The following is a 15,714-nucleotide window of genomic DNA, read 5'->3' on the forward strand; positions in this document are numbered from 1 at the left end:
ACTCCGGACCCGTCAGCGGTGCTGACGCGCTCCCCCTGCCGCCCGGACCTCGCGGTTGTCCACCAGCGACGTCCGGCGCTTCAACAGAGGTGTCGTCACCCGGCCGCGACCTGCAGCCTGTGCCCCCGAGGGGCGTGGACCCATGACCACCCTCGTCGTAACGACCTCGAACATCACCGCGCCGCCGGTCACCACGGAGCAGCTGCTCCGGACGCTCCACCGGTTGCCGGCCGGCCATCCCGATCGTGAGCTGTTGCGGGCCCGGGCCATCGAGAACAACCTGCCGCTGGCCAAGCGGCTGGCGCTGCACTACGCCGGCCGTGGGGAACGCTTCGACGACCTCGCCCAGGTCGCCGCGCTGGCTCTGGTCAGGGCCGTGGACCGGTACTCGCCCGACCGCAACTGCCCGTTCCTCGCATTCGCCGTGCCGACGATCCTCGGTGCGCTCAAGCGGCATTTCCGGGACACCGCGTGGGGCATGCGGGTACCGCGGTCCACCCAGGAACTGCTCCTGGACCTTCCAGCGGCCACCAGTCACCTCACCCAGCTACGCGGCCGACCACCGACGCCGGCCGAACTCGGCGATCACCTGGGCGTCGACGTCGACGTGCTGCTGGCCGCGATCGCCGCCGCCCAGGTGTACCGGTTGCCGTCACTCAACGCACCGGCAACCGGGACCGACGATGCCGACCTCGTCGACCTGGTCGGCACCGTCGATCCCGGCTACGGATGCGTCGACGACCGGATGGAACTCGGGTCGCTCGTCGCGACGTTGCCCCTGCGCGAGCGGCGCATCCTCACGATGCGGTTCTACGGCGAGTGGACCCAGGCCCGCATCGCCGCCGAGATCGGCGTCTCGCAGATGCATGTCTCCCGGCTCCTGAGCCGGGCCCTCACGCAACTCCGGGTGGCGTTCCTCGCCTCGGCCGGTGACCCGGCACACCCGGGAGCGAAGCCATCATGACCCCCAACGACGTCCGGACCGACGTCCAGGCCGACGTCCGGGCCGACACCCCGACGGTCACCGGGGCGTTGGCCCACGCGGTCGCCGCGGCCGGCCTCGCCCCGTCGATCCACAACACCCAGCCATGGCGATGGCGCATGACCGGCGACAGCCTCGACCTCGACCTCGAACCCAGCCGGCTCCTCCGCGTCGTCGACCCCGACACCCGCCTGGCGACGCTGAGCTGCGGCGCCGCCCTGCACCACGCCCGGGTCAGCCTGGCCGCGCAGGGTTGGCGCGCCACCGTGACCCGCATCCCCGACCCCGCACACCCCGAACACCTGGCACACCTGCGGGTGGACGGCCCGGCACCGGCACCGGTCGACGCGCTGACGGTGCGCCGCGCGCACACCATCGGGATCCGCCACACCGACCGACGGCCGCTGACCGGGCCACCGATCGGCCCGGCGGAACTCGACACGATCGTCACAGCCGTCGAGGCCGAGGGCGCGTCACTGCACATCCTGCGCCCGGACCAGGTCACCGATCTCGCGACCTCGGCGAGCCACGCTCATCGCACCGAACCGCACGAAGCCAGGCGACAGGCCGAACTCGCGCACTGGACCGGCCGCGACCCCGGCCACTACGGCGACCTGCCGGTCGGCGACGGACCCGACCGGTCGGCGACGTTCGCCATCCTCTACGGCCACGCCGACCAACCCCTGGACTGGCTCCACGCCGGGGAGGCGCTGTCGGCGGCCTGGCTCACCGCCACCGAAACCGGTGTCGGCGTGCTGCCGCTCAGCGCCACGATCGAGATGACCAGCACCCGACAGGCGATGCGCGTCCTGCTGTCCGGCGTCGGCTACCCCCACCTGGTTCTGCGTCTCGGCACCATCGGCCCGGACGACACCGACCCACCTCACGCTCCGCGGCTGCCGACCGACCAGATCATCGACAGCTCCTGAGGGCGGCACCAAACGTGGCATGCCTGGACTGTTAGGAGACCCCCGATGCGGGGGACGCTCCCGGCATGGGTATCGGAGTGGGCATTCTCCTCATCGTCATCGGCGCGATCCTGACCTTCGCGGTCGACGCCACGGTCTCCGGGATCAACCTGGACGTGGTCGGCTGGATCCTGATGCTCGCCGGCGCCGCCGGGCTGATCCTCTTCGTCTACTTCTCGCAGCGCCGCCGCGCACCTCGCGCCGTCGTGACCGAACGCTACGACGACCCCGGCCAGCCACCGCTGTGACCTCCCGTCGCCGCCTCCGCAGGCGGCGGACACCATCCCGGCGGCGGCCCGGGTGTCGGTGGATCCGCGGCGCCGCTCGCGCCGCAGCCGCCCGGTGTTAGCGTCAGAGCTGTATTCGGCCGCTTTCCCAGGGCCAGCCGCCTGATCTTCCTGGCGGCGAACACGAACGGTCACCCCCGGACCCCGGGCGACGCATCATCAGCACGATCGCGATGCGCACCTCGGAAGGTCAACAGTGACCGCACTCGTCCCTCCCACCGCCCGGCCCGAACGCGGCACCGTGGCCGGAGCGACACAGCCTCGCGGGAGTGATTTCGCCGAGCTGATGCGCCGGGTCAAGGCCGCCGGACTGCTGGACCGACGGCGCGGCTACTACTGGACGCGGATCGTCGTCACCGGCGGGCTACTCGCCGCCGGATGGGCCGCGTTCGTGATGGTCGGCGACTCGTGGTGGCAACTCGCCGTCGCCGCGTTTCTGGCGGTGGTGTTCACCCAGATCGGGTTCCTCGGCCACGACGCCGGGCACCGGCAGATCTTCACGTCGAAGCGGGCCAACTACGTGGCCGGCCTGCTGCACGGCAACCTGGCTATCGGGTTGAGCTTCGGCTGGTGGGTCGACAAGCACAACCGCCACCACGCCAACCCCAACACCGAGGACAAGGACCCGGACCTCGCCATCGGAGCGCTGGCCTTCACCACCGGACAGGCAGTTGCCAAACAGGGCCGGGTGACCCGGTTCATCGCCCGCCGTCAGCGGTACCTGTTCGTCCCGCTGCTGCTGCTGGAAGCGGTGCAACTGCACGTATCCAGCGTCCAGGCCGTTATCGGTCGCGGGCTTCGCAACCGCGCCTGGGAGGCGACTTTCCTGGGACTGCACGCCGCGGGCTACCTGACCGTGATGTTGCTGGTGCTCCCGCCGGTCAAGGCGGTCGTGTTCGTCGTGGTCCAGCAAGCCTTGTTCGGCCTGTACCTCGGATGCTCGTTCGCCCCCAACCACAAGGGCATGCCGATCCTCGCCGCCGATGACCGGAGCGACTTCCTGCGCCGCCAGGTTCTCACCTCCCGCAACGTGCGCGGCACCTGGCTGGTCGACCTCGCCCTCGGCGGGCTGAACTACCAGATCGAGCACCATCTGTTCCCGAGCATGCCGCGACCGAACCTGCGCCGCTCCCAGCCCATCGTCCGGGCGTTCTGCGAGCAGCGCGGCGTTTCCTACTGCGAGACGACCCTGCTGCGCTCCTACAGCCAGGCGCTCCACCACCTCCATGACGTCGGCCGCCCACTGCGCGTCACCCGGCGATGAGGTCGGCCAACGCGTTGCGCAGCGCACGCAACGCACGACGTGCGGCGGGCCCGACAGTTCGACAGCGAGGTCACCGTCCCGCCGGGACCCGCCTGGGTCGAGGGAAGCATCCGATGACCTCCACCGCGGGCCGGGCCGGTCACGCCGCGGGCGACGCCGCCCGGGACACGACCGGGAACCGGTACGTCCGGCTACTTGGTCGGATAGGCCTGATCGCCTATGGCCTGGTCCATTTCACCATCGCCTACCTGGCGACGCGGTTGACGGACAGGGCCGACCGCTCACGCGTCGCGTGGCCGACCCGCCAGATCCGTGGATCACGCCGTGAAGGCGAGCTCGTTCCTCACGTTGCTCACGCCGGCGGCCGCCCATGCGATCCCCTCGGCCTGGCGGCGCTCGTTCCATGAACGGACGTTTCCGCGCAACGTCACCTCAGCGCCGTCGATGTACACCGTGATCGACTGGGAGTGGAACTGGGCGCTACGCCGCAGCGCCGCCTCGATCGTGGCCTTCGCGTCGAAGGCCGGCGCGGGTGCGTTCAGCTCGATGGAGTTGATGATTCCGGTGACGCCGCGAAGGTACGTGACCGAGCGGGCGGCGGCGGTGCGCTGGTCCTGGCGCGCAACCGTTCCCGACAACGTGATCACGTGATCGTGCGCCATGGCCTTGACGGTGCCGGCCGGCACGTCGACTGCCCAGCCGAGCATCCGGTTCGCCATTTCGGCGATGTCGGTGTCCGTCACCTCGCGTGCGTTCGGAATTCGGACGACCATCGCGTCGGTGACAGCTTTGGCACCGAATACACGCATGGCGGCCTGCTTCGCGGCGTGTCGCTCGGGCAGGCTCGCGGTGTCTCCGGAGATTGTCACCGTACCGTCGTTCGCCGCTACGACAAGGCGATCGGCGCCGATGCCGGCGATGTAGGACAGTTCCTCGTCCACGGTGTTTTTCAATTGGACGTCGCTGTTGAAAATCGTTTCTGCCATGGGTCGACCATCGTCCTTTCACCAATCGGAGTGCAATCTGATTTGACCCTTTTCCGAATTAATCTTCAATTCGCTCCGAACTGCATGATTTTAAGACGTTATGGCCGCTTATTCGGTTGGACTTTGTTTGTCACACCCGACCCAGGAACACGACCCGAACCGGACGCCGACGCGGCGGCCCGTCGAACGCAAAGGCGCCCGATCTCATGACAGACACGCTCACGGTCGCCCCGTTGACCGACATCACCACCTGGGCTCGCAGCAGCGGGTTGGAGATCGTGTTGTTCATCAGTGGAGCGATCCTGCTGGCGCGGCTCACCAGGGTGGTGGGCTCCACGATCATCGGCCGGATCGACGCGAAGGCCGTCGACAGCGGTGGCCTGGTCCGCTCGGAGGCGGCCAAACACGGCCATGTCGTGGCCCAGGTGAGCACGTGGGCCGTGATCGTGCTCCTCTACTGCACGGCCGCCATCCTGTCCGTCGCCCGCCTCGGCATCCCGGTCACCGGGCTGGTCGCGCCGGCCGCCGTGGTGGCGGTGGCCCTGGGCCTCGGCGCCCAGCGGATCGTCCAGGACATCCTCGCCGGGATCTTCATCATCGCCGAGCGCCAGTACGGCTTCGGCGACGCGGTGCGCATCGCCGCGTTGGGCTCGGAGGAGGGTGTGAGCGGCACCGTCGAGCGGGTCACCCTGCGGATCACCCGGCTGCGCAACGTCAACGGCGAGGTCGTCATCGTGCCCAACGGACAGATCGTGCAGGTGACGAACCAGTCCCGCGACTGGGCCCGCGCGGTCGTCGACGTGCCGGTGCCCAGCACCTCCGACGTCGTCCGGATCCGCGAGATCCTCGGCCGGGTCAGCCGCGACGCCAGCGACGACGAGACGTTGGGACCGCTGCTGCTGGACCCGCCGTCCGTACTGGGCGTGGAGAGCATCGAGGTGGACACCCTGCACGTACGGATCGTCGCCCGAACGCTGCCCGGCAAACAGTTCAAGGTCGGACGCGAGCTGCGCGCGAGGATCGCGGTGGCACTGCGCGCCGAGGGCATCACCGTGCCGACCGGTCTCGACACCGAAGCCGCCGGAGCAAGCTGATGCCCAGACACCTGCTGCGCGGACATCTGCGCCTGTCGACGGTGCTCATCGCGCTGGTGTTCATCGCCACGCTGACGACCTACCTGCTCGTCCGGCCGGTACCGGCGTCCGGCACCGACCCGCGGACACCGCCGGGCCCCACCGGCCAGGCCACGACGGCACCCCCGACACCGACCCCGGCCGTCACCAGCCGCACGCCGACCACGGCGCCAGGTCTCAGCCACACCCCCACCGCGTCGCCGCCCCCGTCGGATGCGCAGGTCCCGACGTCGCCGGACCCGACGCGGTAGGCACCGCGGGCCGGTGACGGTTCTCGATGTGACGAAGGCGATGCCGGCCTGATTCACCGATGGCGACATCGGCCCGTATGGTGGTCGAAGGTAGTCGTGCTGACTCCTGCGCCCTGGATCCTGGCGTCGTCGAACGCCCCTGCTGGTCGGGCCCCCGTAAATCTCAATTCCATTGTTCGGTTGTGCCGTCGAACTCCGTGAACCGGAATCGGCTCACCGATTCGTCTGGCCCGCACCCCGGGAACGACTTCATCGACGAAGCGACGGGGCGGACCGCTGCACCGCAAACGGGTGCCTGCCGGTCGTTTGGCCAACCTCAATGTGTCAGGGAAGCAGTAGTGAGTCTTCGAACGACGAGTCCGCCGCGTCGGCGGGTGAACCATGCCCAGGCGACGCCCGCGGACGGGTTGTCGTGGCGTCCCCTTCAGCGATCGACCCGCGTCGCGGTCTCGATAGCGTTGGTCGTCACCATTTTCTACGTCCTGTTCCTGCTGAACCCGGAATACCGGGGCAACACCTGGCTCTGGATCGTGGTGCTGCTGGCCGAGGGTGTCACGGTGTTCAACGCGCTCGCGATGTGGTGGACGGTGCTCGCATACGAGCCCCGGCCCGACGCGCCCGAGGTGTACACCTGGCGGCGGAAGTTGGCCACCCGCGAACTCGCGCCCACGATCGACGTGCTCATCACCGTGTACGGCGAACCGCTCGAGATCGTCCTGGTCACCATCCGGGCGGCCCGGGACATGGACGTGGCGCACCGCACCTGGGTCCTCGACGACGGCGACAGCGACCTGCTGCGCGCGGCGTGTGCGGAGGAGGGCGTGGACTACCTTCGCCGCACGGAGCATTCGCACGCGAAGGCCGGCAACATCAACGCCGCGCTGAAGCGGACCACCGGCGAGTTCGTGGTCATCCTGGACGCCGACCACGTTCCCAGCCCCGACTTCCTGCTCCGGGCGTTGCCGCACATGCACGACCCGTTGGTCGCGTTCGCCCAGACGCCGCAGGCGTTCCCGGCCGCCCGCGGTCTCGTCGCGACGGGGGCAGCGGAGTCGCAGCGCATCTTCTACGAGCTGGTGCTTCCCGGCAAGAATTACTTCAACGCGGTGTTCTGCGTCGGCACCAACGTGATCTTCCGGCGTCGGGCGCTCGACGAGCTGAACGGGATGTACACCGCCAGCAACTCCGAGGACATCTGGACCTCGATAGAACTACACCGCCGCGGCTGGCGGTCGGTGTTCGTGCCGGAGACGTTGGCCCGGGGGTTGGCTCCGGACAGCCTGCTGACCTACTTCAAGCAGCAGTTCCGGTGGGCGTACGGCGCATTCGAGGTTCTCCTGCGCGGGGGACTGTTCCGCCGCAAGGGTCTGACGATGGACCAGCGGTTCCAGTACGTCCTGGCCGGGGTCAACTACCTGCTGTCGGTCGCCGTGGTCGTCTTCATGTTCCTGCCGGCCGTGTACCTGCTGTTCGGCATCAGCCCGATCCGGGCCGACACCACCACCTGGCTCGTCCACTACGTGCCCTTCTACCTGCTGATCGTGCTCGTGACGGTGCTGCAGGTCGGCGGGTTCCGGCTCGCGGCGATCGTCACCAGCATCGGTGCGGCACCGGTGCACGTACGGGCGCTGTTCATGGTTCTGTTGCGGCGCAAGGCCGGCTGGACCGCGACCAACGCCGGCTCGGGCGGACTGCCCGGCGTCGAACTGGTACTCCCCCACGTGGCGCTGCTGCTGGTCAACCTGATGGCCGTCGGCGTCGGTCTCAACGCGTTGACGATGCGCGGAGCCGACACCACCGGCATCATGCTGTCACTGGTCTGGGCCTGCATCTACGTGCTGGTGCTCGGCCGCGTCATCGGCGAGGCCGTCTTCGCGCCCAGACACATCAAGGAGCGCCTGGAGCGGCGCAAGGCCGGGGCAATGCTGTCCCGCGCGTTGCCGTGGCCCTCGCGGACCGGGGAGACCGACGAGGTCATCGACCTCACCGTCGAACAGACGTCGCGTCCCACTAGCCCTGCCTCGCGCAGCTGAAGGGAATTCTCATGCTCGACACGACCATAAAGACCGATACACCACGCGCCCCGGCATCGGCCACGCCCGCACCCGGGCGGTCCCGCCGCGGCACGTTCCGGAAGTGGCGGGCCCGGTTCATCGTGCTCGTCCTGATCGCGGGCGCCGGCTACGCCGGATACCTGATCACCCGGTCCAAGGCCGGCGAGGCCGCGGAGATCGACCTCGGCACCGTCACGCTCACGTCCCAGGTCGTCCCCGTCGAGACCCCCCGGCCCGGCCAGGTGATGTCGGTCGACGTCACCGCCGCCGAACGGGTGGAAGCGGGCCAGAAACTCGGCACGGTCCAGGTCACCACCACCGACTCCGACGGCGCACCCGTGCTGAGCACGGTCGTGCTGTCCGCTCCCCGCACCGGGATCGTCGTCGACGACCCGGTGACCGTCGGCAGCACGCTGCAACCGGGGCAACCCTTCGTCGAGCTGTACGACCCGACGAAGCTCACGTTCGAGGGCCAGGTGTCGCTGACGGACCTGGCCGAACTTTCCCCGGGGATGACCGCGACCCTGAAGGCGGAGGGCATGCGGGGATCGATCTGGGCAACGGTGCAACGGGCGGTGCCACGGGTCGGCGACACGGAGACCGACGTCGCGGCCGACTCGCTGCGCATCGTGCTGGTACCGATGAACGAGGCCGACGTGGCTCGCCTGGTGCCGGGCCTGCGCTTCACCGGCACCGTCGACACCGGTACCGGACCGGCCGACCGTCCGAAGCTCGTGTATGTCAATGCCTAGCCGCACGCGCTGGCTCGTCACCGGTGCGGTCGTGCTCGTCGCGGCCGTACCCGTGGCCGGCTATGCCGTCCACAACGCCACCCGCGACCCGGCCGTGGAGAAGGAGAACGTGGTGTGGGAGGACACCTTCGCCGGTGCCGCCGGCACCGCCCCGGACCCCGACAAGTGGCTGTTCACCACCGGCACCAGCTATCCCGGCGGCGCGCCGCAGTTCGGGACGGGCGAGGTGCAGACCTACACCGATGACCCGGACAACGTCCGGCTCGACGGTTCCGGGAACCTCGTCATCACCGCGACGCGCGACGCGGCCGGCGGCTGGCGATCGGCCCGACTCGAAACCCACCGCACCGACTTCGAACCCGCGCCCGGCACCACGCTGGAAGTGGCGGCGCGGATGAAGCTGCCCGTACCCAGCCAGGGTTACTGGCCGGCGTTCTGGATGCTCGGCGACGGCTTCCGTGGCACCTACACGAACTGGCCGGGGGTCGGGGAGGTCGACATCATGGAGAGCACCGGACGCCAGCCGAACCTGGTCTACGCCACGATGCACTGCGGCGTGGCACCCGGCGGCCCGTGCCGGGAGCACGACGGGCTCAGCGGCCGGCACACCGCGCCGGCGGATCAGCCGCTGTCGGCGGCGTTCCACACCTTCTCCATCCAGTGGGACCGGTCCCTGCCCCGGGAGGAGATCCGCTGGTACGTCGACGGGCGGCAGTTCCACACGGTGCACGCGAGCGACGTCGACGCCGCCACGTGGGCGAAGGCCACCGACCACGGCTTCTTCCTGTTGCTGAACCTCGCGATCGGTGGCGCCCTGCCGGGCGGTCCCGACGCGTCGACCACCCCCGGCGGGTCCCTGCTGGTCGACTTCGTCTCCGTGAAACGGTTGTGACGCCGTACGGCCGGGCGGTTCGTGCTATGGTGATTTCGTTGCAGTTTTGATTTCCGAAGACGTTCCTAAGCGCCTGACGGGTATCCGAATCCGTTTCGGGCGCTTTTTCGTTGTCGTGTCTTTCGGACGCGGGTTATCAACGCGGCGGCGCGGAGTCCGCGCAGTGCGGTCTCTTCAATAGCCTGCGAAGGAGCAGACATGGCTTCAGGTGTTGTGAAATGGTTCAACGGCGAAAAGGGCTTCGGCTTCATCAGCCCCGACGGTGGCGGCGCCGACGTCTTCGCCCACTACTCGGCGATCGCGGCGAGCGGCTTCCGTAGCCTCGACGAGAACCAGCGGGTGGAGTTCGACATCACCCAGGGCCCGAAGGGCCCGCAGGCGGCGAACATCCGCCCGCTCTGATCCATTCTTCAAACGGCGGCCCGGCTGGTACAGCGGGCCGCCGTTTGGCGTCCCCGCCCGCCCGGGCCGTGAGGCGGGAGCGCCGACAGCACGCTGGGTACAGACCACGCATTATCCGGTCCAGCCGGATGGAAGACAATGATCCAATGCAAGGAATTGTCGACCCCGGGTGCAGCATTCTGTTGCGGCATCGGTCACGGCCGAGCCGTCGAACCCCTGCTTCAGCTGGCATTTTCCGTTTGGGTCGTTGACAAAAGTCCGATATCTCCCTAACGGTGTGTAGTAGCTGTCTCTGGAAACACGGACACCGAATCAGGACGCACGTGCATCTGCACGTACCCCTACTATCGCTCCGTAGCTGTCAAGAGGCCCTTGTTCGAACCTGTACACCCGGGGCCGATTCGCGGGGGGATGGCCCAGGTGGATGCTCCAGAGACCGGCGCCCAGCAATTTGACGTGTGCCTCTCGTACGCCAGCGAGCAATACGAATACGTACGCGACGTGGCAGAGCACCTCAAGGCACACGGCATCCGCGTGTTCTTCGACGACTTCGAGACGATAGAGATGTGGGGGAAAGACCTGTGCGAACACCTCGATCGTGTCTACCGCCACGCGGCGCGGTACTGCGTCGTTTTCCAGTCCGCCGATTACGCCCGCAAGGCCTGGACCAACCACGAGCGAAAGAGTGCACTGGCTCGGGCGTTGGACGAGAATCAGGAGTACCTGCTCCCCGCTCGCTTCGATGACACCGAGGTGCCCGGTCTTCGACCGACGATCAAGTACGTCGATCTTCGCGGCATGTCGCCCAGGGAGTTCGCCGCGCTCATCCAGGGAAAGGTCGGTGCGTCCGCTCGCTCGGCCGCCGATCCCGCGGCGACGACCGGCGACCCATCCCGGCCCGGCGGGGCGCGCACGAGCCCTCGGCACCGCCGATTATCGCGATCACTGGGCATCCGCCGGGGCAGGTCGGTGATCGTCCCTGTTGCGGTGGCCACCATGATCATCATCGGCCTGGGCGCGGCCGCAAAGTCGATGTGGACGTCGGGCAGCCGCCCGGCAGGCTCGGCGCCCACCGCGTCGTCCACCACCGCGTCGTCCACCACCGGGTCGCCGACGCCGACCGCCAGCCCGAACCGCGCGGCGAGCCCCGCGACGTCCGGCACCTCACGGAACGCCGCCGCCAATCCCATCAAGGTCCGGGACGGCGAGTACTACGACTTCGATCAGGCGAAGGCCGACCTCACCGGGGGTCCGGGGTACGAAGTGAAGCTCGGCTCACCGCACTTCTATTTCAACCGGCAGCAGGGCACGTGGGGACAGTCCACCATCGCCGTCATCGACAACTCCCGGGCTTCCGCCGCCGGGTGCAGGGGTGGGGAAGATCCGTGGAAGGACGGCAAGGTGCATCTGGACTGGCTCGGCACCGGTCAAAGCCTGTGCATATCCACCAGCGGAGGCAAGTGGGCGTTGCTCAAGCTCATCGGCCACGACCACATGGCGGAGTACACCTTCGACCTGCAGATGGTCGGTTGACGCAACTAGCTGGTTGCGATAGCTTGAGTAGCAATCAGATGGTTGCTATGAAGGGTCGAGTCATGACCGACGAATCAATGCCCGCAGTGGTAGACCGGACGACCTTCCAGGCCGAGCTGGACAGGCTACGGGTTCGGGAGAAGGCACACACCCGCGAAGGCGACGCGATCGCCGCGGCCCGGCGGCGGCTGCCCATGGTGGAGGTCGACGCCACCATCGAGGTCATCGGTCCAAACGGACCGGTCACGATCCTCGACGTCTTCGACGGCCGCAAGCAGCTCATCGCGTACTTCCACGCCTGGTGGCCCGGCCTGCCCGCCGCGGAGCAGTGCGAGGGCTGCACGTTCTTCAACAGCCAGGTCCGCGAGCTGTCCTACATCCACTCCCGCGACGCCACGTACGCCACGCTCTGCAAGGGCCCGTACCAGCCGAGCGTCCGCTACCGGGACTTCCTGGGCCTGGAGATGCCGTGGTACTCGGTCGAGAAGACGGCGCCGCAACTCCTGGAGGGTCGTGACTGGCAGCGCCACCACCTGGTCTGCTACGTCCGCGACGGCGAGCGGGTCTTCGAGACGTACTACACCGGCGGTCGCGGCGTCGAGATCATGTCCCCCACCCACGGGCTGCTGGACATGACCGTCTACGGACGCCAGGAGACGTGGGAGGACTCCCCCGACGGCTGGCCCCAGCCCTGGGGTGACGCCAGCAACCCCCAGGTCTGGCGCACGAACGGACGTCCCATCGTCCAGTGGGCACGCATCGAAGCCGGCCACTCCGACGACCTCGGCACCTGACGATCGCGCCGATCCGGACCCCGGGATCCACACCCTCCGCGTCCGGACACGGTCGGCCGTCTGGCACGCTCTGCGTCATGGACAACTCCGCGTGGGACGAGGTCGAAGCGGCCGTCGCCGCGGCCCCGTATCCGGTCCGGTCGTTGCCGCCGGACCCGGCCATGGCGGAGGCCGGCCTGGGGCTGCTGGGCATCACGGTGCGGTCGTGGCTCGGCGCCGTCGTGGCCCACACCGGCGGGCTGCTGGTCGACCACGGCTGGCTCCGGGTCCTCGGCAGCGGCGGCGAAGGGCTGCCCGACGTCACCGTCGAGGCCGATCCCGCGATGGGCGGGCTGATCGTCGCCTACGACGTGCTCGGCGGGCATTTCGCCTGGGTGCCCGGTCAACCGGGCGCGCGCCCGACGGTCCACTATTTCGGCCCGGACACCCTCGACTGGCAGGACCTGGAGCAGGGATACGCCGCGTGGCTGGGCGCCGTGCTGGCCGGCTCGTTGACCCGCTTCTACGACACGTTGCGGTGGCCGGGCTGGGAGACAGAGGTGGGCGCGTTGCCGGCCGACCAGGGCATCACCGTGTTCCCGCCGCCGTGGAGCGAGGAGGGGCGGGACCTGTCGGCCGCCTCGCGCAGTCCCGCGCCGCTGCTGCAGATCGCGTCGTTCTGCCAGGACGCCGCGCAGCAACTCGGGCCGGGCTGAGGGCCCCGGCCGGACTGCCGGGGCCCTGCGCCGTCAGGCCGACCGGCGCTCGTACGCGCCGGCGTCGACCCGGGGACCGTAGACGCGCGGTTGGTCGTCGAGGTCGAGCGTCGCGCCGTACGTGTCGACGCCGAGGTTCAGCGCCGGCGAGCCGGACCTCAGGTGGTAGTCGGTGGCGGACTGGAACAGCGGGTTCGCCGTCGTCGAGGACGGGGCGGTCCCGACGCCGCCGGGTGCGGCGGTCGAGTTGATCCCGTTGTAGTTCCAGCCGTGGTACACGTTGTGGCCCTCGTCGATCGGGCCGTCGGTGTACCCGGTGTTGATGGCCTGCACGACGTTGTTGTGGAACGTCACGTCGGCGTCCGGGCCGACCGACAGCGGCCCGGGATCGGCGCTGCGCATCACGATGGTGTTGTTGGTGATCGTGGTGCGTTCGACGCCGCCGAACCGGCCGTCGCCGCCCTGCACGTTGAAGCCGTAGGCGCCGGCCGGAGCCGAGGCGGTCGTGACGATCAGGTTGTTCTGGTACGTGGTGTCGGCGGTCCCGTCGTTGCCCAGTTCGGTGAACGTCTGGTTGTCGGTCGCCCGGTTGTGGTGCACCGACGTGAACGTCGCGCCGTAGATCTCCACGGCCGAGCCGTCCAGCCCGAAGTCGGACGACGCGCCGACGTTGCCCACGAACGTGTTGTGGTCGATCTCGACGTGGTCGACCGTCAGCACCGCGACGCCGCAGGCGCCGTAGTCGTCGTCCCCGGTGTCGGGCTCGGGCTCGATGACGGTCGTGTTGTGGCTCAGGACGCTGCCGGTGACCCGCAGCCGGTCGCCGCCCTCCTGCGCCTGCACGCCGATCGCGTTGCCGGTCGCGGTGACCCGGCGCACCACGACGTCCGGCGCCGACACCGCGATGCCGACCTTGTCGACGTCGCCGCCGTTCTGCACCTGCAGATCCTGCACGGCGACGAACGGCGCCGTCACGTCGACGGTGTGCGCGTCGCCGCCACCACCGTCGAGAACCGGCCGGGCGCCGGTGCCGTACGAGCCGTAGGTGACCGAGGCGACGCCGGCGAGCAGCCGCGCGTCGTCGAACCGCTGGCCCTGCCGGAACAGCACCGCGTCACCGGGGTGCAGCGTCCTCCGGTTGACCTCGGCGACGGTCCGCCACGCCGTGGCCGGCGACGTGCCGGCGCGGGTGTCGTCGCCGGTCGCGTCGACGTAGTAGGTCGTCGCGGCCCGCACCTCCACGACCGCCCCTCCGCCGGCGGTCGGGTCGAGGGTCCGCGTGTGAAAGTGCCCGCCATTGCCGGCGGACGTCGGGCCGGCCGGCGCGGCGAACGCCGGGCCGGTTGGTAAGGCCAGTAACGCGGCGGCCACGCAGGCGGCGCCGCGTCGGCGCCATGTAGAGATAGACATCGGACCTGAATATCATCCTTCGTCGATACGTTCGAGACCCGAAGGGTGAATCGAAGGGATCGCGCGTCGTGTATGCGACGCGACGTATCCGGCGCCGCTCCGGTGACCCTTTCACCAGGAGACACCCGATCCCATTGGAGGTCACCATGTCGATCCGAAGGCGGTTCGGCGCGCTCGTCGCCGGCTCCCTGCTGGCGATCGTCGGCGCGATCGCGGTTCCCGGCCAGGCAGACGCGGCTCCGCCGTCGTCGGCCGTGTGGGGATTCGCGTACATGCACGACCCGACGCCACCGTCGGGCACCGTGATGGATCCGAGCCGGCAATGGGGAAGCTGGCGGACCGCCTTCCCGCTGGACCTCGCCACCGTCGACCATCTCGGCCCGGGCAGCTACGTGGTCCGGTTCCCGCACATCGCGACCCGCGGCGGCGTCGCGCACGTCACGGCCGTCATCGGGACCGGGCCGGCCTGGTGCCAGCTCGGCAAGTGGTACCCGCAGGGCACGGACCAGCTCGTCGAGGTGCAGTGCTTCCGCCACGGCGGCACGCCCGACGACACGCGGTTCGCGATCGTGTTCTCCGACCGGTCCGGCCCGCTGCCCCTGCCGGGCGGGTTCGGCTACGTCCACGCCGACGCGGGTGGCTCGATCATCAACGAGTACAACTCGACCGGCGCGCCGAACGCCACCGGCTACGGCGGCGGAGGCTTCTACAAGGTGCTCCTGCCGGGCGTCGGCCCGGGCGTCGGATTCGCCGGCAACATCCAGGTGACGGCCGCAGAGCCGAGCGCCTCCCGCCGGTGCAAGGTCGCCGACACCGCGTGGAGCGGTGCGGACATCTACGCCTACGTCACCTGCGTCGACGGCGTCACCAGCAAACCCGCCGACAGCGGGTTCACGCTGACCTATCACCGCGAACGCCCGGTCTTCGGTGAGGTGGGGCCGCCGAAGCGGTTCGGCTACGTCCTGAGCGGAACGTTCATCCCCTCCCCCGGCACCGACTTCAACAGCGCCGGCGCACCCAACGTGGTCACTCCCTCGGGCATCGGGCAGACCATGGTGACGTTCACCAAGCTCGGGGTCAAGGAGACGCACGCCGAGGTCACCGCGTTCGGCGGCGGTCCGGACTACTGCTCGCTGCAGGACGTCTGGCACAACCTCGGCAGCGACGGCGTGATCCGCAACGTCATCTGCTTCGACGACACCGGCACCCAGGCCGACAACCCCGCGTTCGTCACCTTCACCTCCCGCGCCTGACCCCGCACCACGACCAGAAATAAACGATGCTCGATCCGGTGCGGCTCATCGGATCGAG

At 69.1% G+C, this 15,714-nt stretch carries 16 protein-coding genes; 14 read left to right on the forward strand and 2 right to left on the reverse strand.

Annotated features, from left to right (window positions below; all coding sequences use genetic code 11):
• Nucleotides 1-142 precede the first annotated feature (142 nt).
• From Vau01_RS09805 to Vau01_RS09820, 4 genes are all read left to right on the forward strand, one after another.
• A complete protein-coding gene (locus Vau01_RS09805; protein WP_203989545.1) occupies nt 143-964 on the forward strand; it encodes a sigma-70 family RNA polymerase sigma factor in 822 nt (273 codons plus the stop codon).
• Nucleotides 961-1,911 (forward strand): nitroreductase family protein, encoded by a 951-nt coding sequence (locus tag Vau01_RS09810; RefSeq protein ID WP_203989547.1) that lies wholly within the window; start codon nt 961-963, stop codon nt 1,909-1,911. Before Vau01_RS09805 ends, Vau01_RS09810 begins: the two co-directional genes overlap by 4 nt.
• Nucleotides 1,912-1,976: 65 nt before the next feature.
• Nucleotides 1,977-2,198, forward strand: a complete 222-nt coding sequence (locus Vau01_RS09815; RefSeq protein WP_203989549.1) for a DUF6458 family protein — start codon at nt 1,977-1,979, stop codon at nt 2,196-2,198.
• Between the two features lie 325 nt (nt 2,199-2,523).
• On the forward strand, nt 2,524-3,501 hold the full coding sequence (locus Vau01_RS09820) for a fatty acid desaturase family protein (protein ID WP_203990987.1): 978 nt from the start codon (nt 2,524-2,526) through the stop codon (nt 3,499-3,501).
• 317 nt (nt 3,502-3,818) lie between these two features.
• On the opposite strand, the gene Vau01_RS09825 is transcribed toward Vau01_RS09820, so the two are convergent.
• Nucleotides 3,819-4,487, reverse strand: coding sequence for a BON domain-containing protein (locus Vau01_RS09825; RefSeq protein WP_275423931.1), 669 nt, complete (start codon nt 4,485-4,487; stop codon nt 3,819-3,821).
• A gap of 206 nt (nt 4,488-4,693) precedes the next feature.
• Here Vau01_RS09825 and Vau01_RS09830 point away from each other — a divergent pair, with 206 nt between their 5' ends.
• From Vau01_RS09830 to Vau01_RS09870, 9 genes are all read left to right on the forward strand, one after another.
• Nucleotides 4,694-5,581: a mechanosensitive ion channel family protein gene (locus Vau01_RS09830; protein ID WP_203989559.1), complete on the forward strand. Its 888-nt coding sequence runs from the start codon at nt 4,694-4,696 to the stop codon at nt 5,579-5,581.
• A complete protein-coding gene (locus tag Vau01_RS09835) occupies nt 5,581-5,871 on the forward strand; it encodes an Rv3103c transmembrane domain-containing protein (RefSeq protein ID WP_203989561.1) in 291 nt (96 codons plus the stop codon). Before Vau01_RS09830 ends, Vau01_RS09835 begins: the two co-directional genes overlap by 1 nt.
• A gap of 374 nt (nt 5,872-6,245) precedes the next feature.
• Complete coding sequence (locus Vau01_RS09840) at nt 6,246-7,904, forward strand: glycosyltransferase family 2 protein (RefSeq protein WP_239151461.1); 1,659 nt, start codon at nt 6,246-6,248, stop codon at nt 7,902-7,904.
• Between the two features lie 11 nt (nt 7,905-7,915).
• The gene (locus tag Vau01_RS09845; RefSeq protein ID WP_203989563.1) at nt 7,916-8,677 is read left to right on the forward strand and encodes a biotin/lipoyl attachment domain-containing protein; all 762 of its coding nucleotides are present in this window, start codon (nt 7,916-7,918) and stop codon (nt 8,675-8,677) included.
• Nucleotides 8,670-9,569 (forward strand): glycoside hydrolase family 16 protein, encoded by a 900-nt coding sequence (locus Vau01_RS09850; protein ID WP_203989565.1) that lies wholly within the window; start codon nt 8,670-8,672, stop codon nt 9,567-9,569. Before Vau01_RS09845 ends, Vau01_RS09850 begins: the two co-directional genes overlap by 8 nt.
• 198 nt (nt 9,570-9,767) lie before the next feature.
• A complete protein-coding gene (locus Vau01_RS09855; RefSeq protein ID WP_203989567.1) occupies nt 9,768-9,971 on the forward strand; it encodes a cold-shock protein in 204 nt (67 codons plus the stop codon).
• 420 nt (nt 9,972-10,391) lie between these two features.
• Nucleotides 10,392-11,504 (forward strand): toll/interleukin-1 receptor domain-containing protein, encoded by a 1,113-nt coding sequence (locus tag Vau01_RS09860; protein ID WP_203989569.1) that lies wholly within the window; start codon nt 10,392-10,394, stop codon nt 11,502-11,504.
• 62 nt (nt 11,505-11,566) lie between these two features.
• Nucleotides 11,567-12,298, forward strand: coding sequence for a DUF899 family protein (locus Vau01_RS09865; protein ID WP_203989571.1), 732 nt, complete (start codon nt 11,567-11,569; stop codon nt 12,296-12,298).
• Nucleotides 12,299-12,375: 77 nt separating this feature from the next.
• Nucleotides 12,376-12,993: a DUF2625 family protein gene (locus Vau01_RS09870; RefSeq protein WP_203989573.1), complete on the forward strand. Its 618-nt coding sequence runs from the start codon at nt 12,376-12,378 to the stop codon at nt 12,991-12,993.
• A 33-nt stretch (nt 12,994-13,026) separates the two neighbouring features.
• On the opposite strand, the gene Vau01_RS09875 is transcribed toward Vau01_RS09870, so the two are convergent.
• Nucleotides 13,027-14,403, reverse strand: a complete 1,377-nt coding sequence (locus Vau01_RS09875) for a choice-of-anchor Q domain-containing protein (RefSeq protein ID WP_203989575.1) — start codon at nt 14,401-14,403, stop codon at nt 13,027-13,029.
• 146 nt (nt 14,404-14,549) lie between these two features.
• Here Vau01_RS09875 and Vau01_RS09880 point away from each other — a divergent pair, with 146 nt between their 5' ends.
• A complete protein-coding gene (locus tag Vau01_RS09880) occupies nt 14,550-15,656 on the forward strand; it encodes a hypothetical protein (protein WP_203989577.1) in 1,107 nt (368 codons plus the stop codon).
• The last annotated feature ends 58 nt before the right edge of the window (nt 15,657-15,714 follow it).

The sequence above is a fragment of the Virgisporangium aurantiacum genome, from assembly GCF_016863635.1.
Lineage (GTDB): Bacteria > Actinomycetota > Actinomycetes > Mycobacteriales > Micromonosporaceae > Virgisporangium > Virgisporangium aurantiacum.

Excerpts from the sequence above, each read along its gene's own strand:
- Vau01_RS09815 (WP_203989549.1), top strand. The coding sequence starts at position 1,977 with ATGGGTATCGGAGTGGGCATTCTCCTCATCGTCATCGGCGCGATCCTG.
- Vau01_RS09875 (WP_203989575.1), bottom strand. The coding sequence starts at position 14,403 with ATGTCTATCTCTACATGGCGCCGACGCGGCGCCGCCTGCGTGGCCGCC.
- Vau01_RS09845 (WP_203989563.1), top strand. The coding sequence starts at position 7,916 with ATGCTCGACACGACCATAAAGACCGATACACCACGCGCCCCGGCATCG.
- Vau01_RS09880 (WP_203989577.1), top strand. The coding sequence starts at position 14,550 with ATGTCGATCCGAAGGCGGTTCGGCGCGCTCGTCGCCGGCTCCCTGCTG.
- Vau01_RS09870 (WP_203989573.1), top strand. The coding sequence starts at position 12,376 with ATGGACAACTCCGCGTGGGACGAGGTCGAAGCGGCCGTCGCCGCGGCC.
- Vau01_RS09850 (WP_203989565.1), top strand. The coding sequence starts at position 8,670 with ATGCCTAGCCGCACGCGCTGGCTCGTCACCGGTGCGGTCGTGCTCGTC.
- Vau01_RS09810 (WP_203989547.1), top strand. The coding sequence starts at position 961 with ATGACCCCCAACGACGTCCGGACCGACGTCCAGGCCGACGTCCGGGCC.
- Vau01_RS09825 (WP_275423931.1), bottom strand. The coding sequence starts at position 4,487 with ATGGCAGAAACGATTTTCAACAGCGACGTCCAATTGAAAAACACCGTG.
- Vau01_RS09830 (WP_203989559.1), top strand. The coding sequence starts at position 4,694 with ATGACAGACACGCTCACGGTCGCCCCGTTGACCGACATCACCACCTGG.
- Vau01_RS09805 (WP_203989545.1), top strand. The coding sequence starts at position 143 with ATGACCACCCTCGTCGTAACGACCTCGAACATCACCGCGCCGCCGGTC.
- Vau01_RS09865 (WP_203989571.1), top strand. The coding sequence starts at position 11,567 with ATGACCGACGAATCAATGCCCGCAGTGGTAGACCGGACGACCTTCCAG.
- Vau01_RS09820 (WP_203990987.1), top strand. The coding sequence starts at position 2,524 with ATGCGCCGGGTCAAGGCCGCCGGACTGCTGGACCGACGGCGCGGCTAC.
- Vau01_RS09855 (WP_203989567.1), top strand. The coding sequence starts at position 9,768 with ATGGCTTCAGGTGTTGTGAAATGGTTCAACGGCGAAAAGGGCTTCGGC.
- Vau01_RS09835 (WP_203989561.1), top strand. The coding sequence starts at position 5,581 with ATGCCCAGACACCTGCTGCGCGGACATCTGCGCCTGTCGACGGTGCTC.